Genomic DNA, 24,573 nt, shown 5'->3' on the forward strand with positions numbered 1-24,573 from the left:
GAAGAGAAAGATGTAAGGAACAGAGCATGGTATTTTATTTATCAATACTCCGGGTACGATAGTTCGGGAGAAAAAGATGTGCGGAACAGAGCAAGAGTGGAAGCAGAGCAGACCAAATGAGAAAAGGAGAGAAGAGGTACTGTGCCTCTTCTCTCCTTTTTGGATATAGGGTATTGATCCGTGAGGGATCTGCTTATTTGCCTTCTTCTTTTACGCCCTTGAATACCACTTCAAAGTATCTGCCGTTTGCAAGGATTTCCTTGAGGTAGGCTTGTATGCCTTGAGGAGTGATGGACTTCAATGTCTTCAAGTAGTCTGTGTGAAAGTCTTCACCATACTCGATTTCCCTCCAAATAAGCCCCAACCAATATGAGTTTTCGTTGAGACGTTCGTGGTAGTTCTTCTCCATGTTAAGGATACTTTTTTCAAGGTAAGAGCTGTCTATGCCTTTTTCAGCCATTTCCTTAAGCTCGCTCTTCACTTTGTTGTTGAGAGCTTCTGCCTTTTCAGGAGCTGTGTTGAAGACGATGTTGAGTCTCTTTGTAGCCACAGGGTATCTGCTGTAAGAGCCGTTTACGGATACGCCATAAGTACCTCCCTCTTCTTCTCGAATGGATTTGGTGTACTGTTGGCTGAGGACAGCTGTAAGAAGATCCATCTTGAGTTCGTTTTCAAGAGAGATTTTGCCATCTGCGGCATAAAGATCCACAACCACAGCCAGAGGTGTATCCACTGTCTTGGAGAAGTGGTTTATTCGACCTTTTGCAGCAGTTCCGGGAACTTTATCACTCATTGCTTTTTCTCTGACCTTAGTGGCAGGAAGAGAGGCGATATACTGCTCTACGAAGGGCTTAATCTCTTCTTCTGTAAAGCTACCCACAAGAGCGAAAGTGAAGTCGCCTGCATTGGAGAAACGTTCTTTGTAGATCTCCATGATGCGGTCGTAGTTGGCCTTTTCAAGGTTCTCTACAGAAAGGGCTGCCACTCGCTTATCGTTGTTGAAGATTGTCGCCGAGATGCTGTCCGGCAATACGGACATAGGGTTGGCCTTTTGGCTGTTGAGGTTGCTGATGGTGCGTTCTTTGAATGCTTGATAAGCTTCTTTGTCTGTGCGCTTGGCTGTGAAGTTGAGGTAAAGAAGCTGGAACATGGTTTCCAAATCGTCCTTTGTGGATGATCCTGATACGTTTTCGCCAACATAGTCTACCGATGTAGACACGGAAGCAGAACGACCTGCAAGAACCTTTGGAAGGTCTGTTGCAGAGAACTGTGCCAATCCACCCACTTCAATGGCAGAACCGAATACTTTGGCGTTATCCAACTCTTTTTCGTAATAAGGCAGGAGACCTCCCTTGCTGCGACCGCTCAAAAGGATCTGGTTCTCTTTCAATGTTGTAGGCTTGACGTAAACCACGGCACCGTTGCTAAGTGTCCACTTGTCTGCACCAAAGGATACGTTCTTCTCTACTTTGGTTACCTTGCCGGGCTTAGGCAGCGTCTCCATCAACTTAACGTTTGAAACAGTCTCCTTGATAGGCTCTACCGCTATCGCGTTGGCCTCTTTGTACATCGCCAAAGCGGCTTCCTTTGTAGGCATTTCCACGCCTTCTTTCTCCGGTCCGAGTACCATGATGGAAAGGTTGTCGTATGGAGCGATAAGGCTTTGCTGTACATACTGATTGAGTCCTGCAAGAGGAATGTTTGGAGCAAGCTGGTCGAACATCATTTTCTTAGTCTCCGGAGTGAGGAGCATACCACCTTTAAGGAAGTACTCTTTATACTCTTCGGCATAAGAAGCATTCTTACGGTTTGCCTTGCCTTTCACTGCATTGTCGAGGTTTTTAAGGAACTCTGTTTTGGCGCGATCGTATTCACTTTGAGTGATACCGTATTTTATGAGTCTGTTCTTCTCTGCCACCAGTGCATTCATAGCCTCTTTAAGTCCGCCCTCTTTTACTTGTGCCGTAAAGCCAAAAGCATCTTTGGTTACTGCAAAACCAAGCAAACTGCCATCTTCGACACCGGCTCCGAGGAATGGTGCATTAGGTTTATGTGCGATCTCTTCCAAGCGTTCGTTCATGGCATAAGTAACCACATAGGAAAAGTATTCCAAAAGAATACCCTTGATAGAAGCACGATCTTCTCTTGAAAGAGCGTCTCTCTTGTAGTTGAGCATGAGTAAAGTCATTGGAGACTCCTTGTCTGTGGCAATACCTATAAGGGGTTCTTGGTGATCTTCAACCTTAGTATATACACGCTCGGCAGCATCCGGACCGGGAGCAGGAATGTCTTTGAAAATCTCTTTGATCTTGTTTTCGACATAATCCACATCAACATCTCCCACGATGATGAGACCTTGAAGATCCGGGCGATACCACTTCTTGTAGTAGTCTCTAAGCTCTTGATACTTGAAGCCGTTGACTACTTCCATGCTACCGATAGGCATACGCTTGCCATAAAGGTTGCCTTCAGGGAAGATGTTAGGTAGAACTTTCTCAAGCATTCGAGAGAATGCGTTACGACCGCCTCTCCATTCTTCGGTAATCACACCGCGCTCTGCGTCGATCTCTTTTTCTTCCAAAGAGATACATCCGGACCAGTCGTGCAAGATGAGCAGGCAGGAGTCCACAATGCCTTGACGGGTAGTAGGAGCGTCCATGATGGTGTAAACGGTTTCGTCAAAACCGGTATATGCGTTGAGATTGTAACCGAAACGCACACCTACTTTTTCGAGATAATTTATAAGGTTCTTGCCCGGAAAATTCTTTGTTCCGTTAAAAGCCATGTGCTCGAGGAAGTGAGCCAAACCGCTTTGAGAGTCTTCTTCAAGAATGGAACCTACTTTCTGAGCGATGTAGAAGTGGGCACGTTCTTTGGGTTCGGTGTTGCGACGAATGATGTAAGTGAGACCATTGTCCAACTTACCTACACGAACCTCTTGGTCTGTCGGAATCTCTTGAGCATAAGCCACTGTTCCGAAACTACAGAGTAGCGCCACAAGAGCCACTCCTCTTGAGATTAGTTTTTTTAGATTCATTTTGGTTTTGTACGTATTAGTGATGAATTTTGTGTCCTGATATATGAGCAGGGCAAAGATAGTCAAAAAGCACTATAAGAAAGAGAATTAGATATTCTTTTTTTTTATAGCTCCGTTTTATTTGGAAAACGTACAGGGGAAAAATCTAAAGATCCTTATGAAGGGATCTTTTTTGACAAAAACATCCCTATGCCTGTTCCTGAAAAGGTCTTATTCTTGAAATACCGGAAAAAGAATAGCCCCAAGAAGTGTGGTTTTTTGCAGACACAATTTTTTTTCCTTACATTCGCATTGCCAGAAGAAAACCTTTTTGAAAAAGACAGATGAGTATGGGTAAAAAGGTGTTCCCTGGAAGATGAAAAAACGACACTGAAGAATATAGAATACAATAATATAAGAAGTAGATGCCCTGCAAATAAAGGCAGGCTTTACAACGTAAAAACTATTACACCACATGGCTAAGAAGTTGATTTCTGCGGCTGAAGCAGCCGCGAAAGTAAAAGACGGCATGACTCTCATGATTGGCGGCTTTCTTGGAAACGGATCCCCTGAAAATATCATAGACCTTCTTGTAGAGAAAGGCGTGAAAGACTTGACTCTCATCGTGAATGACTCCGGATTTCCGGACAAAGGATGTGGGAAGCTTGTTGCAAATAATCAAGTAAAAAAACTGATTGTTTCTCACATCGGCACTAATCCTCACTCAGGAGAAAAGATGCGTAATGGCGAGATGGAGATAGAGTTTTCTCCTCAAGGGACATTGGCAGAACGCATCCGTTGTGGTGGTTCCGGACTTGGAGGTGTACTCACTCCGGTCGGCTTAGGTACCATCATAGAAGAAGGGAAGCCCCAAGTGGAAGTGGATGGAAAGATCTTTCTGTTGGAGAAACCTCTGCGTGCGGATATTGCTTTGATAGGTGCTTCCACAGGAGACGAAATGGGTAACCTTATATATAAAGGTACAACCCAAAACTTCAATCCACTTATGGCTATGGCTGCCGATCTTGTCATTGCAGAGATTGAAGAGATAGTCCCGGCGGGCTCTTTGGCTCCGGAGAGCATACACACGCCTCATATCTTTGTTGATCATATCGTACAACACTAATGAAATAGAACTTTTAATAGTATGAAAAAATCGTTGATTCGCGTGCGCATGAGTTCTCATGACGCTCACTATGGTGGAAATCTTGTAGATGGAGCAAAGATGCTCCAACTTTTTGGAGATGTTGCAACCGAACTTCTTATCGCTCAAGATGGAGACGAAGGTCTCTTTGTGGCGTATGATAACGTGGAGTTCCTTAATCCTGTATTTGCCGGAGACTATATCGAAGCGACAGGAGAAATCACAAAATTGGGTAACACTTCTCGCAAAATGGTATTCGAGGCGAGAAAGGTAATCCGCCCAAGAACAGATATCTCCGCTTCTGCAGCCGATGTTTTGGAAGAACCTATCGTGGTGTGTCGTGCCAGCGGAACATGCGTGGTGCCCAAAGAGTGTCAAAGGAAATAAATCTTCTTGATCCTTAGGTCCTTTAGCAAGATCAAGGGATAGAAATCCAAATAAGTTCTTTAACAAGAAATTACTAACACCGAGCAAGTATCGGGTGAAGCGTGTCTCGTATCTCTCGTTCTTTTGCTCCTTATCAGAAATAGACACAATGGAAAAACTTATTATCACAGCAGCTATCTCCGGAGCGGAGGTAACTAAAGAACACAACCCCGCAGTACCTTATACTGTGGAAGAGTGCGTAAGAGAAGCAAAGTCTGCATTTGATGCAGGAGCAAGTATCATCCACCTGCATGTCCGTTGGGATGATGGTACTCCGACACAGGATAAGCAAAGATTCAAAGAGGTAATGGATGCCATATACGCAGCTTGTCCGGGTGTTATCATCCAACCTTCTACGGGAGGAGCTGTGGGTATGACAAATGATGAGCGTCTTCAACCCACCGAACTCAAGCCCGAAATGGCTACTTTGGACTGCGGAACACTCAACTTCGGTGGTGATGAAGTATTCACAAACACAGAAAATACGATCAAGTATTTTGGACAACGCATGATAGAATTGGGCATTAAACCTGAACTTGAGGTGTTTGACAAGAGTATGATCGACATGGCGCTCCGCCTGGCCAAAAAAGGGTATATAAAGTCTCCTATGCATTTTGACTTTGTAATGGGAGTAAATGGCGGTATTGCCGGAGAGATGAGAGACTTTGTTTTTCTTCGTGGCAGTATTCCAAGCGATGCTACTTATACCGTAGCAGGAGTAGGTCGATACGAATTTCCGTTAGCCATGCTTGCCATTATAGATGGAGGTCATGTGCGTGTCGGATTTGAAGACAATGTATTCATCTCTAAGGGCGTATTGGCTAAATCTAATGGAGAACTTGTGGAGAAAGTAGTTGCAATGGCAAAAATGTTCGGCAGAGAGATTGCCACTCCTGATGAAGCAAGACGAATTTTAAGTATCAAATAAGGACTGAGTAAAGTATTCTAACAAAAAAATAATTGAAACAACCGTTATGAAAAAAGGTAATAAGTACGGAACACACCGCGTGATAGAACCGGTAGGCGTTCTTCCACAACCGGCAAATAAGATCGACAACAATATGGATGAGATCTACGACAATGAGATCCTCATCGATGTGCAAACTCTAAATATAGACTCGGCTTCTTTTACAGACATCTCTGCACGTGCAAATGGTGATGAAAAGAGAATTGCTGAAATCATGATGGAAATAGTAGAGAAACAAGGTAAGCACCGCAATCCTTGGACAGGTTCGGGTGGTATGCTCCTCGGAACTGTGGAAAAGATAGGTGATGCTCTTGTAGGTAAGACAGACCTTAAGGTCGGTGACAAAATAGCTACTCTTGTTTCTCTTTCACTAACCCCACTACGAATAGACAAGATCAAAGAGATTCGTAAAGATGTGGATCAAGTAGACATAGACGGAAAAGCTATCTTGTTCGAGAGTGGTATCTATGCTAAAATTCCGGCAGATCTCCCCGAAAAATTGGCTCTTTCTGCTCTTGACGTAGCAGGAGCTCCAGCTCAAACAGCAAAACTTGTTCGTCCGGGTGATACAGTGGTAATTATTGGAGCGGGTGGTAAGTCCGGTATGCTTTGCTGCTATGAGGCAAAAAAACGTGCGGGTGTAACCGGTAAGGTTATTGGCATTACTCATTCTCAAAAGAGTACGGATCGTCTTATCTCTTTAGGTTTTTGTGATCATGTATTCTCGGCAGATGCAACTCAACCTGTTCCCGTATTGGAAAAGATAGAGGCTCTTACAAATGGAGAGCTTGCTGATGTAACAATCAATAATGTTAACATACCTGATACAGAAATGACAAGCATCCTTATCACTAAGGATACAGGTATAGTTTACTTCTTCTCTATGGCTACAAGCTTTACGAAAGCGGCTCTTGGAGCAGAAGGTGTAGGTAGCGACGTGACTATGTTGATCGGTAACGGTTATACCAAAGGACACGCTGAAATCACTCTTCAAGAACTCAGAGAGTCTGAAGCTCTAAGAAAGATTTTCACAGAACTCTATGCATAAGCCTTATGAGAGAAAGCAATAGAAAACTGTTTTTTCCTAATGTTTCAGATGAAGAATGGAACGATTGGAAATGGCAGGTAAAAAACAGAATAGAGACTGTCGAAGACCTTAAAAAGTATATTTCTCTCACACCGGAAGAGGATCAAGGGATTCGAGAAAGTCTCAAGACTATAAGGATGTCTATCACTCCTTACTATTTAAGTTTGATAGATCCCAACGATCCTCATGACCCGGTAAGAAAGCAGTCTATTCCGACAGAAAATGAGCTTCATGTAAGTCCTTCAGATTTACAAGACCCCCTTCACGAAGATAGCGACTCTCCTGTACCAGGACTTACACACCGCTATCCGGACAGAGTTTTATTCCTCATCACGGATATGTGTGCAATGTATTGCAGACACTGTACAAGACGTCGCTTTGCCGGACAAAGAGACGCTGCTTCTCCTCAAAAGCGTATAGATGCGTGCATAGACTACATAGCACGTACTCCTCAGGTAAGAGACGTTCTACTTTCCGGAGGAGATGCTCTTCTTATGAGCGATTCTAAAATTGAGTACATACTGCAACGTCTTAGAGAAATTCCTCATGTGGAAATTATCCGCTTCGGATCAAGAACTCCGGTCGTAATGCCTCAGCGCATCACTCCCGAGTTTTGCGAAATGGTGAAGAAGTATCATCCGATATGGCTGAATACGCACTTCAACCACCCGAACGAGATTACGAGAGAATCTTCAGAAGCTTGTGCACGTCTAGCCAATGCCGGCGTTCCTTTGGGGAATCAAAGTGTACTTCTGCGTGGTATCAATGACTGTACTCATATTATGAAGAAGCTGGTACACGAGTTGGTAAAAATCCGTGTTCGTCCTTACTATATCTATATATGTGACCAAAGTATGGGTATCGGACACTTCCGTACTCCTGTATCCAAGGGTATAGAAATCATTGAGAATCTTCGCGGACATACTTCCGGCTATGCAGTACCGACTTTCGTTATAGATGCTCCCGGCGGTGGCGGTAAAATACCGGTTATGCCATCGTACATGATCTCTCAAAGTCCTAATCGTGTGGTAGTGCGCAACTACGAAGGTGTCATAAGCACTTATACCGAACCGGAAGATTATGTAGAAGAGTGTCACTGCGAGGAGTGCAAGAAGCAGAAAGCCAAAGAAGGCGTTGCTGCACTATTGGGAGGTCAACAACTTTCCATAGAACCTAAAGAACTTGCAAGACACAAACGGAACGAACACTAAGGCAAAAGACCATGCCCCCTTAAAAGTATGCCTTTTATAAAAGACATATTAGAGCACGAGAGTGTATCCATCGTTGGCTTGGAGAAGAATACCGGAAAGACAGAGTGTCTTAATTATATTCTTCGTAGAATAAGCACGATGGATACCTCTATTGCTTTAACTTCTATTGGGGTGGATGGCGAAGATACCGATCGTGTAACCAGGACACCGAAGCCGGAAATAACCATATATGAAGGGATGACCTTTGTTACTTCTGAAAATCACTATCAAAGGCGCAGGCTCATCTCCGAAATATTGGATGTCAGTAGTGAACAAACGGCTTTGGGAAGACTCATAACAGCACGTTCCGTACTATCGGGGAAGTGTTTGATCTCAGGTCCATCCAATACGGCGGGTACAAAAAGACTGATAAAGCGACTAAAGGGACTAAATATAGAGACAACATTGGTAGATGGAGCTCTCTCCCGTATGAGCTTGGCTTCTCCGGCTGTAACGGATGCCATGGTACTTGCAACAGGAGCCGCTCTTTCTGCCAACATTTCTCAACTCGTGCGTCAAACACAGTTTGTAAAACGGCTTATAGGTATCTCGGCTATTGAATCTGCCTTAGCCTCATCCCTATCAAACATAACGGGAGGGATTTGGGCTGTTGATGAAAATGATGCGATTCATGATTTGGGAATACCGTCGATTTTCTTGGCAGAGAAAAGCACCAAAGAGCTATTTGGTTTTGGGAATAGGATATACGTATCGGGGTTGGTAAGTGATAAGTTCTTGGAGACTCTCAGATTACAAAAAAGAAATGTAGAGCTGATTGTTCAAGACTTTACAAAGCTATTTCTCTCTCCCAATGTCCTTGATGCCTACGAAAGGGAAGGAAATATTGTAAGAACTCTTCAACAAACCAATCTCATAGCCGTTACCATAAATCCTCTGGCTCCGAATGGGATCTGCCTCAATTCGGATCTACTGAAAGAAGAGATGCAAGAGGCTCTGCAAATCCCGGTATATGATATTAAAAGAATATGATGTCGATTAAGCAAGCGATAGAAGAGATAAGCGGATTTCGCTTTATGCTTGAGGATTTGAGCATTCTCTCTCCTGTTGGGCGCAGATGCCTTTCAGAGTCTCCGTTCCTGACCGATAAGACAGAAATAGAACAAGCTCTTTCTGAAGTAGAGTTGCTAAAAGAAAGATTACTCTCTCCGGAATTCAAAGAACCTGTTACTGTCATGGAAGTAAAGTTGATGCAGTTAAGAGATATCAAAGGAACTCTTTCAAGCCTGTCAGCAAAGGTTCAACTGACCGATATAGAGCTCTTTGAGATAAAAAATTTGGCTCTATTAGCGGTACATTGCCGGGAATTGGGAGAGCAGCTAAATCTTTCTTTCCTATTCGTTCCTGACTTGGAACCTGTTGTTGACTTGCTGGACCCGGAAGGCAAACGCATCCCTCATTTTTATATCTATGATTCTTACTCTCCGACTCTGGCTTCACTAAGGGCTCAAATACGACACATGGCAGAAAAGGGCTATCCGGAAGAGGAAATAGAGAGTGTACGTATTCAGTCTGTTCGTCTTGAAGATGACATTCGTACAACCTTGACAGCCAAACTGCAAGAATATGCATCAAGCCTTGTTGTAGCTCTGAATGAAATGGGACATTTGGATCTCTTATTGGCTAAAGCTAAGCAAGCGATCAAAATGACCCTCTGCAAGCCTTCAATAGTCGAGGAGAAGACATATTTTGAGGGACTATTCCATCCGGAAGTCAGTACTTACTTAGAGGAAAAAGGAAAAAGGTTTCAGCCCGTTGATGTAGTTTTACCCCAAAGTCCAACCGTGGTTACCGGAGCAAATATGGCCGGGAAGAGTGTTTTCCTGAAAAGTATTGCTCTTGCACAAACCTTGACACAGTTTGGATTTTTTATTCCGGCAACCTCTGCAACAGTTGCTCCGGTAAAAAGGATTGCCATAATATCCGGAGACGGAGAAGATGAAAGCAGAGGCTTATCTTCTTATGCTTCTGAAATGCTAAAAGTCAACGACATTGTTTTAGAAGCACAAAAGGGAACGTCTATGCTGGTGCTCATAGACGAATTGGCAAGAACAACGAATCCGGTAGAAGGACAAGCCATTGTGTGTGGAATGTTGGAGTTTTTGGTAAAAGAGAATGTACGTGCCGTTATTACCACTCACTATGGCATAGATATGCCTGTAAGAAAACTTAGAGTAAAAGGTTTCAGAGAAGAAAGGTGTACTTCCGGCAAAGTAAGCGTAGAGCATATAAATGATTATATAGACTACTCATTAGAAGAGACCACAGCACGAGATGTGCCTCATGAGGCTATCCGTATAGCTGAGATAGTAGGAGTAAACGATGAATTTCTTCTACACATCAAAAGACATTTGAAGAATAACATATAAAAAAGTATCAGCAGTAGCAATGATGCAGAAAAGTAAATTAGGAATAGACTTTAAGGATGTAGAGTACGCAAGAAGCGTTGCTCGAAAGATTGCAGATGGAGTGCAAGATTTCGTAAAAGATTACTCTACTGTGGCGGTGGAACGCACACTTTGCCGCCTCATAGGTGTGGACAATGTAGATGCTAATGGAGTACCTCTACCCAATGTTCTTGTCGATGATCTTAAAAGCAAAGGGGTATTAGAACATGGTGTTCTCTTCTTTTTGGCGAATGCAATGGCTGCAACCAAGCTTTCAGCCCAACAGATCGCTGAAAAAGTAGGAGCCGGAGAAATGGATATTACTTCTTTCCCTTATATTTCCAAAGAAGAAGTCGCAAAGACACTGAAGCCTTCTGTAGATGAAAGTATCACTAAGATTTCAGATAGACGCAAGAAAAGAGAACACTATCTGGCTACTATCGGTGAAGGTCCTAAGCCTTATCTCTATGTGATTGTTGCTACCGGTAATATATACGAAGATGTTGTACAAGCAGAAGCTGCTGCAAGACAAGGAGCAGATATTATTGCCGTAATTCGTACCACTGGGCAGAGTCTTCTCGACTATGTCCCTTATGGTGCCACGACAGAAGGTTTTGGAGGAACATTTGCGACTCAGGAAAACTTCCGAATTATGCGTCAAGCATTGGACAAAGTCGGAGAAGAAGTCGGAAGATACATTCGTCTCTGTAACTATTGTTCCGGACTATGTATGCCGGAGATTGCAGCAATGGGAGCATTGGAAGGCTTGGATGTCATGTTGAATGATGCGCTTTATGGTATTCTCTTCCGCGACATCAATATGCAACGAACTCTTGTTGACCAATTCATGTCTCGTGTCATCAATGGTTTTGCAGGAGTTATTATAAATACAGGAGAGGACAACTATCTCACGACCGCAGATGCAGTAGAAGAAGCTCATACGGTATTGGCTTCTGATATCATCAATGAACAGCTTGCACTTCTTGCCGGTCTTCCGGAAGAGCAAATGGGACTCGGTCATGCCTTTGAAATGGATCCAGAACTTGAAAATGGCTTCTTATATGAATTGGCACAAGCACAGATGACAAGAGAGATCTTCCCAAAAGCTCCTCTAAAATATATGCCTCCGACAAAGTTTATGACAGGAAATATCTTTAGAGGACACCTCCAAGATGCCCTGTTTAATATGATTGGAATTTGGACACATCAAGGTATTCAGCTCTTGGGAATGCCTACCGAAGCTATCCATACTCCATTTATGAGCGATAGATATCTTTCCATCGAAAATGCAAAATATATCTTCAACAACATGCGTTCCATAGGAGAAGAGATGGAATATAAGGAGGGAGGCATCATTCAAACAAGAGCAAAAGAAGTCTTGGCTAAGACTATCAAACTACTGGATGAACTCGAAAAAGTAGGACTTTTCACTGCTATTGAGAAAGGAATCTTTGCAGATGTAAAGCGTCCAATGAATGGAGGAAAAGGTCTTGCAGGAGTTGTAATGAAGGGAGAGCACTATTACAATCCTTTCATTGAGATTATGAACCCGGTAAAATAGTAACATCTAACAATCGTATATTACAGTTATGAGCGGAGGATTATATTCTACAGAAGCCAACGATTTCGACCAAACGCTGGATCTGACTAAAATAAAACCATACGGCGATACCATGAATGATGGTAAAACTCAGATTAGTTTTACCCTTCCGGTACCTGCAGGAGATGAAGCCATTGAGGCGGCAAAACAACTTTTACGGAAAATGGGATTCGATAATCCCCAAATAGTGTATCACAAAGAATTAACGGAAGGATTTACTTTCTTCAACTGCTACGGCAGTTCTACCGTGACGATAGATTACACTCAGATTCATGTTCCCAAGGTTGATTCCGAAAAGTGGGACATGCAGATGACCGATGACTTCATCAAAGAGCATATTGGTCGTAAAATCGTTGTAGTGGGAGCAAGTACGGGAACAGATGCGCACACAGTGGGTATTGATGCAATCATGAACATGAAAGGTTTTGCAGGACACTATGGTCTGGAACGCTACGAGATGTTTGAAGCACTCAATATGGGCAGTCAGGTATTGAATGAAGATTTCATAGCCAAAGCGATTGAGATCGGAGCGGATGCGCTTCTTGTTTCACAGACCGTTACTCAAAAAGATGTACACATAAAGAACATGATAGAGCTTGTAGAAATGTTGGAAGCAGAAGGTCTCAGAGATAAAGTCATATTGTGTGCAGGAGGTCCCCGTATCTCCCATGAGTTGGCAAAAGAGTTGGGATACGACGCCGGATTTGGTATGAACACTTATGCTGATGATGTCGCTTCTTTTGTTGCCCAAGAATTAGACCGAAGACTTAATAAACAATAAAACCTATACCTTATGGATAAAAATCAGATACGAGAAGTCATTGCTCGCCGGGTGGCTCAAGAATTAAAGGACGGTGATGTGGTAAACTTAGGAATAGGTCTTCCGACTCTTGTTCCAAACTATCTCAGTCCCGATATCAAGGTATACTTGCAATCGGAAAATGGACTTATAGGTATGGGACGTACTCCGGAAGCTGGGAGAGAAGATCCTAACTACATCAATGCCGGAGGTGGTGCCATTCTTCCCGATGTAGGAGCTGCTTCCTTCGATAGTGCAATATCTTTTGCCATCATTCGCGGAGGACACGTAGACATCAGTATTTTAGGAGCACTTCAAGTTGATGTAAAAGGAAATCTTGCCAACTGGAATATTCCGGGAAAGATGGTTCCGGGCATGGGAGGAGCTATGGACCTTCTTACAGGAACACGTAAAGTGATTCTTGCCATGGAGCATACTGCAAAAGGTGCTCCTAAGATTATGACGGAGTGTACTCTTCCTCTTACAGCAAGAGAAGCGGTAGACATGATTATTACAGAAATGTGTGTTATTTTTGTCACTGAAAAAGGTCTGGAAGTAGCAGAAATACATCCGGAGTTTACCAAAGAAGATGTAGAAGCAGCGACAGCAGCTCCTCTCATCTTCAGAGAGAATATCAAAGCTATGGCAGTTTAGTGCTCAGAAAAATCTCAGAAAAAGATATTATAACATTATACAGATGAAAAAAGTATTTATTGTTGCTGCAAAGCGCACTCCTATAGGCAAGTTCATGGGTAGCCTATCACCATTCAGCCCTGCTCAACTTGGAGCAATGGTTGTTCGCAATATCTTGGAAGAGACTAAGATTGATCCTTCCGTTGTAGATACTCTCATTGCAGGAAATGTCCTTTCCGCCGGACAAAAACAGGGCATTGCTCGTCAGTGTGCTATTTTGGGTGGTATCCCACAAGAAAAGACTGCTTACTCTATAAATATGGTATGTGGTAGTGGTATGAAAGCTGTGATGAATGGTGTTACAGATATCATGGCAGGGTTTGCCTCTGTGGTGATTGCAGGTGGAACGGAATCCATGACGAATGCCGGTTTCATCCTTCCGGGGGATGTGCGTTCCGGTTTCAAGATGGGCAACCTTCAAGCCATAGACCACATGGTAAATGATGGTCTTACAGATGCTTACCACAACTATCACATGGGAATTACTGCAGAAAATATCGCAGACCAGTGTGGTATCTCAAGAGAAGATCAAGATCGTTTTGCAATACTTTCCCAAGAAAAGGCTATCGCAGCCGTAGATGGAGACAAGTTCAAAGAAGAAATTGTTCCGGTTGAAATCATAACTAAAAAAGAGACCATTCTATTTGAAAAAGACGAATTCCCCAATAGAGGTTCTTCTTTAGAGAAATTAGCCAAGTTGCGTCCTGCTTTCAAAAAAGAAGGAACAGTAACTGCCGGCAATGCTTCGGGACTGAACGATGGTGCTTCTTTTGTGATGTTGGCAGATGAAGACGCGGTAAAGAAGTACAATCTTACTCCTCTTGCTGAGATTGTTGCATTTGGAGAAGGCGGTGTAGATCCTCAAGTAATGGGGCTTGGTCCTGTTCCTGCTATTCGCTCTGCTCTGCAACGTGCAGGCATGAAATTGTCCGACATGGAGATCATAGAGCTTAACGAAGCATTTGCAGCACAATCTCTTGGAGTAATCAAAGGATTGATTGAAGAACACGGAGTCTCTCGTGAATGGATTGACGAACGTACCAATATTCATGGAGGAGCTATTGCTTTGGGCCATCCTATCGGTGCAAGCGGGAACAGAATTCTTGTATCTCTTGTGCACGAACTTAAGAGATATGGAAAGGAGTATGGTCTTGCTTCTCTCTGTATCGGAGGAGGTATGGGAACAGCCATTATCATTAAGTCTGTAAAATAAACTCTGCATGAGCCACGTACATACAGAAATAGATGGGCATGTAGCGGTTCTTCGTATAGATGACGTCAAAACACTCAACGCTCTTCATACTGCTCTGATAAAAGAACTCATTCTTCGCTTTGAAGAAGTGGAGCAGAATGAAGACGTTAGAGTGATCATCCTCACCGGAACAGACCGAGCCTTTGTAGCCGGAGCAGATATACAGGCTATGAGTAAGATGGATCATGTGGCAGCCAAAGAGTTTGGGACGCTTGGTGCAGCTGTCTTTCGCCGTATAGAGGCTTCTCCTAAGCCTGTCATTGCAGCAGTAAACGGCTTTGCCTTGGGAGGTGGTTGCGAACTCGTTTTAGCCTGTGATATTCGTCTTGCATCCGATAAAGCTAAGTTTGGGCAGCCGGAAGTAGGACTCGGCATAACTCCTGGTTTTTCCGGCACTCAACGTTTAGCCAGAGCCATAGGGTTCTGTAAGGCTAAAGAGCTTATCTTTACAGGAAAAATCATTGGTGCGGAAGAAGCAGAACGTATCGGTCTCATCAACACCGTTGTACCGCATGAGACACTCATGCAGGAAGCCATTCTTTTGGCAAGACTAATTGCAAAAAAAGCTCCTATCGCTGTACATCTGTCCAAGAGAGCCATCAATGAAGGTTGGGACTTGAGTATAGAAGAAGGGATAGAACTTGAAGTCGATCTTTTTGCCCAATGCTTTGAAACAGAAGATCAGAAGAGAGGAATGGAAGCATTCCTGAAGAAAGAGAAGGTCGTATTCAAAGGCAGATAAACACAATAACCATCAACACTCAAAAGATATGAAGATAGCAGTAATAGGAACCGGAACCATGGGCAATGGTATAGCACAAGCCTTTGCTCAAGGTGGTTATCAAGTGGTCATGAAAGACCTTTCTCAAGAGGTTTTGGATCGTGCAATAACCAATATAGACAAATCTCTTGTCAAGCTCCTATCCAAGCACTCCATCACGGAAGAGGAGAAAGGCAATATTCTTTCTCGCATCTCCTCTACGCTCATCTACGAAGATATAGCAGATGCATCGCTTGTGGTGGAAGCCATTGCAGAGAATATGGAGCTAAAAAAACGTGTCTTTAAGGAACTTGACGAGGCTTGCAAGCCGGAGACTATTCTTGCCACAAACTCCTCTTCACTCTCTATCACAGAGATTGCTGCTTGCACAAAGAGACCGGAGAAAGTTATCGGTATGCACTTCTTCAATCCTGTTCCTGTGCTCAAACTCGTCGAAGTGATTCGAGGTCAACTCACTTCCGATGATGTCTTTGCCTGTGTAAAGGGAGTGGCAGAAAAGATCGGAAAAGTTCCCGTTGAAGTAAACGAAGCACCGGGATTTCTTGTAAATCGTCTGCTCATTCCTATGATCAACGAAGGAATCGGAGCATTGGCAGAAGGAGTAGCCTCCAAAGAAGAGATAGACGAAGCGATGAAGCTTGGCGCCGGGCATCCTATTGGTCCGTTGGCGCTGGCAGATCTTATCGGATTGGATGTTTGTCTTGCCATCATGGAAGTGCTTTATCATGAGTTTGGAGATAGCAAGTATCGCCCACATCCGCTTCTTCGCAAGATGGTACGAGCCAATCTACTTGGACGTAAGACTGGAGAGGGCTTCTTCTCATACAAGTAAGAAAGTAGAATCTGCAAGATAGTAAGGGCTGAATTTCTAATGAGAAGTTCAGCCCTTATCATATTCTGTCTTTTACTTGTCAAGAAAAAACAGAAAATAGAATGTACGGTCTTTATCTATTTAACAAAAATATCATTTTCTTTAACTCTATGGCTTTGCAGACAAGCATCTTATCTATTTGATATATCATTATTTATATATACTTTTGCGGGAGAATTTTTAGCATATTATTTAGTTTCACAAAAGAACTCACAACCATTTTTCATGAAGAAAACACTATTCCTTCTGCTGTTTTCGTTCTTGATTGTGTCTTTTTCTGCAGCCTCTTGCAAAGACAAAAACAAGAACGAAGTGTATGCTTTTGACCTGAAAGAAAATACGCAAGTAGCCTTATCTTCGGAGGAGCAGACCAAAGAAATTCCCATCGCAACCAATATCCCGGAGTGGAAAGTATCTGTTCCCTCATCTGCCTCATCGTGGTTATCGGCAAGAGGATTGCGTAACCGTCTCGCCATTACAGTAACAAAGAACACCGGAGAAGAGCGTTCCGCTCAGCTCACATTGAGTGGAATGGGAGTCTCTGCAACGATCAATGTAAAGCAGGCTGCGCAAGGACCTTTTGTGGAACCCTCTACCAGTACGCTTCTTATTGAAAAGGGAGGAGGTAGGAGCACTGTCGGCATCTACACTAATGCAGAGTACGAAGTAGTAATACCTTCGGACATCTCTTGGATAAAAGCATACAAGAGCATAGCCACCGTAGAGCCGAAAGAGCTTTATATCGAGGCGGATTGGAATGAAGGAGCAGAACGAAAAGCAGAGCTACTGCTTCAAACGGTCGGGACTACTCCTATTGCCCAAACAAAGATTGCCATTACCCAGAAAGGCGACAACGGCTACGATGGCAAGACCTCCGGCACCATAGATGAAGACATCAAAGTCCCGGTATTTTCGGGTTACGCGTCATCCGTACAGAATGGCACTCCGATAGAGAACTCTTTTGACAACAACTATACGACCATCTACCACTCATCGTGGTCGAATTCCGCGCCCAACTATTTTCCCATCACTTTGGAGTATAATTTCAAGGACCAACCACGGGTAGATTACCTCATCTATCATCCAAGAAAAGATGCTCAAAACGGGCACTTTAAGCTTGTGGAAATCTGGGCAAAATCGGATGGAAGCAACGAGTTCAAGAAGCTCATCACACACGATTTTAAGGGCTCTTCCAATCCTGCAAAGATTATATTCGAAAAGCCTTTGATGCAACCCTCGGCGGTAAGATTCGTTGTTCTTTCCGGGCACGGAGACGGAAAGGGTTTTGCGGCGTGCTCCGAAATGGAGTTCTACCGTATCAATCCCGATAAGTTTGATCCCACAACGATCTTTACGGATATTACGTGTTCGGAGCTTAAACAAGGTGTAACCGAGTCTCAGATCATGAATATAGAGAATGATCTCTACCGCCAGATCGCCTACTATCTGTACAAGGGCACTTATCCGAAAGAGTTTCGTATCGACTCTTTCCGTGCATGGCCTCACCCCTCTACTCAGGCAAAAATAAACAGAACCGGTACTTACAGTCTTTTGGATAACCCTACCGGAATTGCTGTAAACAGAGGCGAAAACATTATCGTATTTGTCGGAAAGACTGGTGGACAGACTTTGAGTCTGCGTCTGCTTAATTTGGACAAACCGAATGGAGATGGCTACAATGACAATTATGTCTACTCTCTACAAGAGGGAGCCAACAAAATCAAAGCGGATGCAGATGGACTTCTCTATGTATTATACCACACGGAAGAGTATGCCAATGCTCCTAAAGTGAAGATTCACTTTGCTACCGGAAATGTTCAAGGCTACTACGATGTTCAGAAGCATGCACCTTCAAGATACAACGAGCTGCTTGCGAAGGCAAACCATAACAAGTTTTTTGACATTGTGGGTACAAAGGCTCACCTGACGTTCCCCGTTGAGAGCTATCGCTCTTTCACCGGAGCAGATGGTAAAAAACTCATAGATCTTTACGATAAACTGGTTTTGGACGAACAGGTTTTCATGGGGCTTCAGAAGTACGATCGTGTTTATGGTAACCGCGCCTACTTTCACGTCATGTACCACTCTTATATGTATGCAACGGGGTACCGCACAGCATATAGTGTTGGTACGCTTCCGACCATCCTTGATCCCAATAAACTTGTGGAAAGTATCTGGGGACCTGCTCATGAGTTGGGGCATATCCATCAGACATCCAGAGGCTTCAAATGGAGAGGTACTACCGAAGTTACGACCAATGTACACTCTCTGTTCATTCAAACATCTTGGGGGCAGCCCTCTCGCATCCAGTACGAAAATCTTCTCAAAGGCGATGGTTTTGTGAACAGATACGACAAAGCATTCTCTTACGCTTTCGTGGAGCAGCGTCCGTATATCATCATCCCGGATGTTTTCTGTCAGTTGGTTCCATTCTGGCAGGTTCAGCTCTACTTCTCAAATGTGTTGGGAAACAAAGACTTCTACAAAGAGTTCTACGAATATACTCGCACGGATCCCAATCCGGAAGACAACGGACGGGCGCAGGTCGAGTATTCTCTTCGTGCCTCTCGTGCCGCGGGTTACGATCTGACAGAGTTCTGCGAACGCTGGGGATTCTATCGCGTCGGTTCATGGGAAGTGAACGACTATGGCAAGGAGATGGTTACGGTAACCGAAGCCCTTGTTTCCGAAATCAAACAGAAGATAAGCAAGCTCGGTCTCAAGAAGATCACAGACCGCATCGAGTACATTTCGGACTCCAACTGGCAGATTTACAGAGACCGCAAGAGTATCACCAAGGGCGGAAAGAGCAGGGTCGTAACGGAAGGCAGACACACGATGTTCGAAGTAAACTCCGGCTGGCGCGACTATGTCGCGGTGGAGATCTACAACGCTTCGGGCAGACTCATCTGTGTGGCAAACAGCCCTAAGTTCGTACTTCCCGGCTCATTCGACAAGAGCTGCAAGGCTTACGCCATCTCTTTTGACGGCAAGAAGGAAGAGATCCCATACGAATAACAACATACTTTGTGATTAAGGAGTTTCTGCTCCTTTACGAATCCCTCAGAAGTTTTTTTGTCCAACCACTTCTGAGGGATTCTCTTTCTATATCCGCAGTCAAAGCCCCAAAGATTTCAGGCAAAAGCTGTATCTGAAAATCTCCTTCCGCAAGCAGCAAAATTTACGTGCGCACGTAAATATTTTTTTGTGCGCACGTAAATTTTTTTTCGTGCGCACGTAAATTTTTTTTCGTGCGCACGTAAATTTTTTTTCGTGCGCACGTAATTTTTTTTTCGTGCGCACGTAATTTTTTTTCTGTGCGCACGTAATTTTTTTTCTGTGCGCATGGAAATTTTTCTCCTCCCAAAGGCTTCGGGAGAAGGAGGTAAATCTGTTCTCGGCGGCGGAAGAGTATATGGAGTGGAACGTCCGAGGGCGTCCTCGAAATCGGGCAAAAAAGGAAATATCTGTTAGAGGATTGCCCTTTCGGGCTGTTTATAAAGGGAAAAATCACTCTTTCAGGGTATTGGCAGACTTGCGGAAATACCCGAACTTTGCAGACAGAAAAGAGGCAAAAAACTACGTTCTCTTATTGTTCAAAAAAAAGAACTTCCACAAAAGTTTTATTTGTAATCCAAAAAATGGGAGCCGGACAGATCTGTCGGCTCCCATTTCTATTTCTGAGGTTGTGTCGGCTAACCTCTGCCTTCCGGCTATTAGTAAGATCTTGCAAACAACACTCTCCTTGCGGATGGTTTGCCCGTAACCATACACTGCCCCGGAGTGGTGTCTCCTTCAAAAGGAATACATCTGATGGTGGCTTTGGTTTCCTGCTTGATGAGCTCTTCCGTTTCGGGTGTTCCGTCCCAGTGAGCAAGGATGAATCCGCCATCTTCTATCTTCTCCTTGAACTCCTCGTAGCTGTCCACCGTTATGGTGTGTGTGGCACGATAGTCGAGTGCCTTTTGGAAAATGTTTTGCTGTATGTCTCCGAGCAGAGTCTCCACATAGTCTGCAATACCGTCGAAAGATCTTGTCTCTTTCTCCAACGTGTCTCTGCGCATCACCTCCACGGTGCCGTTTTCGAGATCTCTTCCGCCCAAGGCAAGGCGCACGGGTATTCCTTTCAGCTCATATTCGGCAAACTTCCAGCCCGGCTTCTTGTTGTCCGAGTTGTCGTATCTTACCGATATTCCGCGCTTTTTGAGTTCTTCCACCACCGGAGCCACTTTTTCGTCTATGGTTTGAAGCATCTCCATGTTCTTGTAGATAGGCACTATCACCACCTGGATCGGAGCCAATCGTGGAGGTAATACCAGTCCGTTGTCATCGGAGTGGGTCATGATGAGAGCACCCATAAGGCGTGTCGAAACACCCCAAGAGGTTGCCCAAACATACTCCGCCTTACCCTCTTTGCTCGTAAACTGAACATCGAAAGCCTTGGCAAAGTTTTGTCCGAGGAAGTGAGAAGTCCCGCTCTGAAGGGCTTTACCATCCTGCATCAACGCTTCTATGGTATAAGTGTCGAGTGCTCCGGCAAAACGTTCGTTGGCACTCTTACATCCCTTTATCACAGGCATTGCCATGTATTTCTCCGCAAATGTTCCGTAAACATCTATCATGGTTCGGGTCATCTTCAGAGCCTCTTCTTCGGTGGCGTGCGCCGTGTGTCCTTCTTGCCACAAAAACTCTGCGGTACGCAAGAACAAGCGTGTACGCATCTCCCAACGTACAACATTTGCCCACTGGTTACAGAGCAAAGGAAGGTCGCGATAGCTCTGAATCCAGTTTTTATAAGTGCTCCAGATTATGGTCTCGGACGTTGGACGGACGATAAGCTCCTCTTCCAGACGAGCCTCCGGATCCACTATCACACCGGTGCCGTCGGGATTATTTTTCAGACGATAGTGAGTAACTACGGCACACTCCTTGGCAAAACCCTCTACGTGATCCGCCTCTTTGGAGAGGAAAGACTTAGGGATGAAGAGCGGGAAGTAAGCATTCTGTACACCTTCAGCCTTGAACATATCGTCCAAAACGCGTTGCATCTTCTCCCAAATGGCGTATCCGTAAGGCTTTATCACCATACAGCCGCGCACGGCAGAGCTTTCTGCCAAGTCTGCTTTAATCACAAGATCCTGATACCACTGCGAATAGTTTGTGGCACGTGAAGTGAGTTCTTTTAGTTCTTTTGCCATAATTATCTTTACCTTTCTCTTATATTCTTATTCTTGAGAGCGGAGAGGCAATGACCTCTCTCCGAACAGGTTCCAAAGTTACAAATATTTACGCAATAGCAGACCGCTGAAATGTCTCTTTTTGAATGGGATGCAGTGAAACGGATTTACACTTTTCCGCTCCGAAGAGAAGATAAAAACTGCTTGGCAAAAAGGGATTGAAAATTTCCTCAAAAGAGCTCCGATAAGTGCGTTATTCTTTGGAACAACACCGAGATAGCCTCTCAGTCTCAGACTATTTTTGTACTTTTGAAGAGAAATACAGGCTTTATAAAATGGATAAAATAACAGAAATGCTCGGGGGAGTAAGCAGCGAACATCGCTCCGGCTTTGTAAACATTGTGGGAAATCCGAATGTGGGGAAATCTACGCTGATGAATATCCTTGTCGGAGAAAAGATTTCGATCATCACGTCCAAGGCTCAAACCACTCGCCACCGCATTATGGGAATCGTCAATACTCCTCTCTTGCAGATCGTCTACTCCGATACGCCGGGTGTGCTGAAGCCCAACTACAAGATGCAGGAAAGCATGTTGGAGTTTTCGGAAAGTGCTTTGGGTGATGCCGATGTGTTAGTTTACGTTACAGACACAGTGGAGAAACCCACCAAGCACGACACATTCCTGCGAAGAGTTGCATCGTTGGAGTGTCCCGTCTTATTGGTCATCAACAAGATAGACCTCACAACACAAGAGGGCTTGGAAGCTCTCATATCGGAGTGGAAAGAGCTTTTGCCCAAAGCCGAAATATTCCCGGCTTCCGCTCTGCACAGGTTTAACATGGAGCAGCTTAAGAAAAGGATAGAGGATTTGATACCATTATCCCCTCCATATTTTGATAAAGATGCTTTAACCGATAAGCCTGCAAGGTTTTTTGTAACAGAGATCATCCGGGAAAAGATACTGCTCTATTACCAGAAGGAGATACCTTACTCTACGGAGGTGGTTGTAGAAGAGTTCAAAGAGGAAGATGCTCTGATCCGCATACGAGCCGTAATCGTTGTAGAACGCGACAGCCAAAAAGGAATCGTGATAGGGCATGGAGGACAAGCCCTGAAAAAGGTAGGAGCAATGGCAAGAAAAGATTTGGAGAAGTTCTTCGAGAAGAAGATCTTCCTGGAAACGTATGTCAAAGTGGAGAAAGATTGGCGCAACAGAGACAACTTCCTGCGTGCCTACGGATACAAGATAGACTGACATACCAAACGATAAACATAAGAAGAAAGATATGAGCAACCTTATAGCAATAGTAGGACGCCCGAATGTAGGCAAGAGCACATTGTTCAACAGACTGACCAAAACAAGAGACGCAATAGTGACAGACGTTGCCGGCACAACACGAGACCGCCAGTATGGAAAGGCAGAATGGTGTGGCACCTCTTTTTCTGTGGTAGATACCGGTGGATGGGTAGTGCGTAGTGAAGATGTTTTCGAAGATGAGATCAACAAACAGGTACAGATAGCGATAGACGAAGCCGACCTTATCCTTTTCGTTCTTGATGTCAATGAGGGCATTACGGATATGGATGATGCGGTGGCAAACATACTGAGACGAACAAAGAAGCCGGTAATGCTGGTAGCCAATAAGGCAGACAACTTTTCGATGCAGGTGTATGCAGCGGAGTTTTATCGCTTTGGTCTGGGAGATCCATACTGCATCTCCGCAATCAACGGATCCGGAACGGGCGACCTCCTGGATGCTATGGTGAAGCTGCTACCCGAATCCAAACCGGACGAAGAAGTCGAAGAGAACATCCCTCGAATAGCTATCGTCGGACGTCCCAATGCCGGGAAGTCCTCTCTCATCAATGCGTTTCTCAATGAAGACAGACATATCGTTACAGATGTCGCAGGTACGACAAGAGATTCGATATACACGCACTACAACAAGTTCGGGCACAATTTCTATCTGGTAGATACCGCAGGAATGCGCAAGAAAGGTAAGGTGAACGAAGACTTGGAGTACTACTCCGTGATCCGCTCCATACGAGCAATAGAGAACAGCGACGTGTGTGTGCTGATGATAGACGGCTCGAAAGGGATAGAGAGTCAGGATATGAACATCTTCTCGGTGGTGCAGAAAAACAAGAAAGGGCTGGTTGTCTGCGTGAACAAATGGGATCTCGTGGAGGACAAAAGCCAGAAGGCGATAGACTATTACCAAAGAGTGATCCGTGAAAGGATGGCTCCGTTTACCGATTTTCCCATTCTCTTCATCTCCGCTACCAATAAGCAGCGCATCATGAAGGTATTGGACACAGTGCAAGAGGTCTTTAACAGACGGAAGAAACGTATCTCAACAGCCAAGCTCAACGAGATCCTCCTTCCGATTATAGAGAAAACACCACCTCCCGCAACCAAAGGAAAGTACATAAAGATCAAGTACATCACGATGCTTCCGCAGGTCTCTGTGCCTTCTTTTGTGTTTTTCTGCAACCTTCCGCAGTGGGTAAAAGAGCCGTACAAACGCTTTTTGGAAAATAAGATAAGGGAAAACTGGGAGTTTTCCGGCACGCCAATAAATATCTTTATGCGAGAAAAGTAGTCTAACCCATAATAAACAGGCCAAGATGGGAACTTACCAAAAACACTATCTGAAGATGGACAAGCTTGCTCGGATAATAACCATGCTGACGTATGTATTTATCATCCTGCTGTTCGTTTTCCTTTTCCCTTCCGGGACATTTATAGCAAAAGCATCGCTTGTAGCCTTACTTCTATTTTTCGGAGGACTTATCTTTTTGGCTCCCATCTATATTCAGCGGACTCCCAACAGCATAGTCATCGGAAAACTTTTGCACAAGAAGGTGATAGACCTGAGCAGTGCAACCATAGATCAGGTACCGATGGATATTCTTGAGGGAGCCATTCGCACATGTGCCTCAGGCGGTATCTTTGGTTACTGGGGCTACTTCTACTCCAAAGCTCTGGGGCACTTTCGCCTCTACATAACATATAGAACGGGTAATCTGCTTATAATACGCCGTTCCGGCAAAAAGCCGATAGTGATCAACGATGTCTTTTGACACTGTTGGTTACTCACTTT

At 44.3% G+C, this 24,573-nt stretch carries 19 protein-coding genes; 17 read left to right on the forward strand and 2 right to left on the reverse strand.

Annotated features, from left to right (window positions below; all coding sequences use genetic code 11):
- Positions 1-193: 193 nt before the first annotated feature.
- A complete protein-coding gene (locus HQ39_RS05115) occupies positions 194-3,037 on the reverse strand; it encodes a M16 family metallopeptidase (RefSeq protein ID WP_036864567.1) in 2,844 nt (947 codons plus the stop codon).
- Between the two features lie 454 nt (positions 3,038-3,491).
- On the opposite strand from HQ39_RS05115, the gene HQ39_RS05120 reads away from it, so the two are divergent.
- The 14 genes from HQ39_RS05120 (at position 3,492) to HQ39_RS05185 (ending at position 19,309) form a co-directional block, all read left to right on the forward strand.
- On the forward strand, positions 3,492-4,142 hold the full coding sequence (locus HQ39_RS05120) for a CoA transferase subunit A (RefSeq protein ID WP_036848175.1): 651 nt from the start codon (positions 3,492-3,494) through the stop codon (positions 4,140-4,142).
- 21 nt (positions 4,143-4,163) lie between these two features.
- Positions 4,164-4,547 (forward strand): hotdog domain-containing protein, encoded by a 384-nt coding sequence (locus HQ39_RS05125; RefSeq protein WP_036791144.1) that lies wholly within the window; start codon positions 4,164-4,166, stop codon positions 4,545-4,547.
- A 148-nt stretch (positions 4,548-4,695) separates the two neighbouring features.
- Entirely contained in the window at positions 4,696-5,514 is an 819-nt protein-coding gene (locus HQ39_RS05130; protein WP_036864287.1) for a 3-keto-5-aminohexanoate cleavage protein, read from the forward strand.
- A gap of 46 nt (positions 5,515-5,560) precedes the next feature.
- Positions 5,561-6,601, forward strand: a complete 1,041-nt coding sequence (locus HQ39_RS05135; RefSeq protein WP_036791139.1) for an L-erythro-3,5-diaminohexanoate dehydrogenase — start codon at positions 5,561-5,563, stop codon at positions 6,599-6,601.
- 5 nt (positions 6,602-6,606) lie between these two features.
- Positions 6,607-7,851 carry a lysine 2,3-aminomutase gene (gene ablA / locus HQ39_RS05140; RefSeq protein ID WP_036864290.1) on the forward strand — a complete coding sequence of 415 codons (1,245 nt, stop codon included), beginning with the start codon at positions 6,607-6,609 and terminating at the stop codon, positions 7,849-7,851.
- Between the two features lie 27 nt (positions 7,852-7,878).
- Positions 7,879-8,880, forward strand: coding sequence for a hypothetical protein (locus HQ39_RS05145; RefSeq protein WP_200878514.1), 1,002 nt, complete (start codon positions 7,879-7,881; stop codon positions 8,878-8,880).
- On the forward strand, positions 8,877-10,277 hold the full coding sequence (locus tag HQ39_RS05150; protein ID WP_081965384.1) for a MutS-related protein: 1,401 nt from the start codon (positions 8,877-8,879) through the stop codon (positions 10,275-10,277). The genes HQ39_RS05145 and HQ39_RS05150 overlap by 4 nt, the downstream gene beginning before the upstream one ends.
- A 22-nt stretch (positions 10,278-10,299) precedes the next feature.
- Positions 10,300-11,856, forward strand: coding sequence for a lysine 5,6-aminomutase subunit alpha (locus tag HQ39_RS05155; protein WP_036848507.1), 1,557 nt, complete (start codon positions 10,300-10,302; stop codon positions 11,854-11,856).
- Positions 11,857-11,884: 28 nt separating this feature from the next.
- Positions 11,885-12,676 carry an OAM dimerization domain-containing protein gene (locus HQ39_RS05160; RefSeq protein ID WP_036791130.1) on the forward strand — a complete coding sequence of 264 codons (792 nt, stop codon included), beginning with the start codon at positions 11,885-11,887 and terminating at the stop codon, positions 12,674-12,676.
- Positions 12,677-12,688: 12 nt separating this feature from the next.
- Positions 12,689-13,348, forward strand: coding sequence for a 3-oxoacid CoA-transferase subunit B (locus HQ39_RS05165; RefSeq protein WP_036864296.1), 660 nt, complete (start codon positions 12,689-12,691; stop codon positions 13,346-13,348).
- A gap of 43 nt (positions 13,349-13,391) precedes the next feature.
- A complete protein-coding gene (locus HQ39_RS05170; protein ID WP_036864299.1) occupies positions 13,392-14,600 on the forward strand; it encodes an acetyl-CoA C-acetyltransferase in 1,209 nt (402 codons plus the stop codon).
- Positions 14,601-14,607: 7 nt separating this feature from the next.
- Positions 14,608-15,381 carry an enoyl-CoA hydratase-related protein gene (locus tag HQ39_RS05175; protein ID WP_036791122.1) on the forward strand — a complete coding sequence of 258 codons (774 nt, stop codon included), beginning with the start codon at positions 14,608-14,610 and terminating at the stop codon, positions 15,379-15,381.
- Positions 15,382-15,409: 28 nt separating this feature from the next.
- Positions 15,410-16,252 carry a 3-hydroxybutyryl-CoA dehydrogenase gene (locus tag HQ39_RS05180; protein ID WP_036864301.1) on the forward strand — a complete coding sequence of 281 codons (843 nt, stop codon included), beginning with the start codon at positions 15,410-15,412 and terminating at the stop codon, positions 16,250-16,252.
- A 264-nt stretch (positions 16,253-16,516) separates the two neighbouring features.
- Positions 16,517-19,309, forward strand: coding sequence for a M60 family metallopeptidase (locus tag HQ39_RS05185; RefSeq protein ID WP_036864303.1), 2,793 nt, complete (start codon positions 16,517-16,519; stop codon positions 19,307-19,309).
- Between the two features lie 698 nt (positions 19,310-20,007).
- On the opposite strand, the gene proS is transcribed toward HQ39_RS05185, so the two are convergent.
- Positions 20,008-21,489 (reverse strand): proline--tRNA ligase, encoded by a 1,482-nt coding sequence (gene proS, locus HQ39_RS05190; protein WP_036864305.1) that lies wholly within the window; start codon positions 21,487-21,489, stop codon positions 20,008-20,010.
- A gap of 314 nt (positions 21,490-21,803) precedes the next feature.
- Here proS and era point away from each other — a divergent pair, with 314 nt between their 5' ends.
- From era to HQ39_RS05205, 3 genes are read left to right on the forward strand one after another with little or no spacing between them, the layout of a single operon-like run.
- Positions 21,804-22,724, forward strand: a complete 921-nt coding sequence (gene era, locus HQ39_RS05195) for a GTPase Era (protein WP_235317641.1) — start codon at positions 21,804-21,806, stop codon at positions 22,722-22,724.
- A gap of 31 nt (positions 22,725-22,755) precedes the next feature.
- Complete coding sequence (gene der, locus HQ39_RS05200; RefSeq protein ID WP_036864308.1) at positions 22,756-24,072, forward strand: ribosome biogenesis GTPase Der; 1,317 nt, start codon at positions 22,756-22,758, stop codon at positions 24,070-24,072.
- 25 nt (positions 24,073-24,097) lie between these two features.
- Positions 24,098-24,553 carry a hypothetical protein gene (locus tag HQ39_RS05205; RefSeq protein WP_036864312.1) on the forward strand — a complete coding sequence of 152 codons (456 nt, stop codon included), beginning with the start codon at positions 24,098-24,100 and terminating at the stop codon, positions 24,551-24,553.
- Positions 24,554-24,573 lie beyond the last annotated feature (20 nt).

Source organism: Porphyromonas sp. COT-108 OH2963 (genome assembly GCF_000768895.1).
Taxonomy (GTDB): Bacteria; Bacteroidota; Bacteroidia; order Bacteroidales; family Porphyromonadaceae; genus Porphyromonas_A; species Porphyromonas_A canoris.

What these genes read in the sequence shown, in the direction of transcription:
- HQ39_RS05115 (WP_036864567.1), bottom strand. Translation starts at nt 3,037, where the DNA reads ATGAATCTAAAAAAACTAATCTCAAGAGGAGTGGCTCTTGTGGCGCTA.
- HQ39_RS05120 (WP_036848175.1), top strand. Translation starts at nt 3,492, where the DNA reads ATGGCTAAGAAGTTGATTTCTGCGGCTGAAGCAGCCGCGAAAGTAAAA.
- HQ39_RS05125 (WP_036791144.1), top strand. Translation starts at nt 4,164, where the DNA reads ATGAAAAAATCGTTGATTCGCGTGCGCATGAGTTCTCATGACGCTCAC.
- HQ39_RS05130 (WP_036864287.1), top strand. Translation starts at nt 4,696, where the DNA reads ATGGAAAAACTTATTATCACAGCAGCTATCTCCGGAGCGGAGGTAACT.
- HQ39_RS05135 (WP_036791139.1), top strand. Translation starts at nt 5,561, where the DNA reads ATGAAAAAAGGTAATAAGTACGGAACACACCGCGTGATAGAACCGGTA.
- ablA (WP_036864290.1), top strand. Translation starts at nt 6,607, where the DNA reads ATGAGAGAAAGCAATAGAAAACTGTTTTTTCCTAATGTTTCAGATGAA.
- HQ39_RS05145 (WP_200878514.1), top strand. Translation starts at nt 7,879, where the DNA reads ATGCCTTTTATAAAAGACATATTAGAGCACGAGAGTGTATCCATCGTT.
- HQ39_RS05150 (WP_081965384.1), top strand. Translation starts at nt 8,877, where the DNA reads ATGATGTCGATTAAGCAAGCGATAGAAGAGATAAGCGGATTTCGCTTT.
- HQ39_RS05155 (WP_036848507.1), top strand. Translation starts at nt 10,300, where the DNA reads ATGCAGAAAAGTAAATTAGGAATAGACTTTAAGGATGTAGAGTACGCA.
- HQ39_RS05160 (WP_036791130.1), top strand. Translation starts at nt 11,885, where the DNA reads ATGAGCGGAGGATTATATTCTACAGAAGCCAACGATTTCGACCAAACG.
- HQ39_RS05165 (WP_036864296.1), top strand. Translation starts at nt 12,689, where the DNA reads ATGGATAAAAATCAGATACGAGAAGTCATTGCTCGCCGGGTGGCTCAA.
- HQ39_RS05170 (WP_036864299.1), top strand. Translation starts at nt 13,392, where the DNA reads ATGAAAAAAGTATTTATTGTTGCTGCAAAGCGCACTCCTATAGGCAAG.
- HQ39_RS05175 (WP_036791122.1), top strand. Translation starts at nt 14,608, where the DNA reads ATGAGCCACGTACATACAGAAATAGATGGGCATGTAGCGGTTCTTCGT.
- HQ39_RS05180 (WP_036864301.1), top strand. Translation starts at nt 15,410, where the DNA reads ATGAAGATAGCAGTAATAGGAACCGGAACCATGGGCAATGGTATAGCA.
- HQ39_RS05185 (WP_036864303.1), top strand. Translation starts at nt 16,517, where the DNA reads ATGAAGAAAACACTATTCCTTCTGCTGTTTTCGTTCTTGATTGTGTCT.
- proS (WP_036864305.1), bottom strand. Translation starts at nt 21,489, where the DNA reads ATGGCAAAAGAACTAAAAGAACTCACTTCACGTGCCACAAACTATTCG.
- era (WP_235317641.1), top strand. Translation starts at nt 21,804, where the DNA reads ATGGATAAAATAACAGAAATGCTCGGGGGAGTAAGCAGCGAACATCGC.
- der (WP_036864308.1), top strand. Translation starts at nt 22,756, where the DNA reads ATGAGCAACCTTATAGCAATAGTAGGACGCCCGAATGTAGGCAAGAGC.
- HQ39_RS05205 (WP_036864312.1), top strand. Translation starts at nt 24,098, where the DNA reads ATGGGAACTTACCAAAAACACTATCTGAAGATGGACAAGCTTGCTCGG.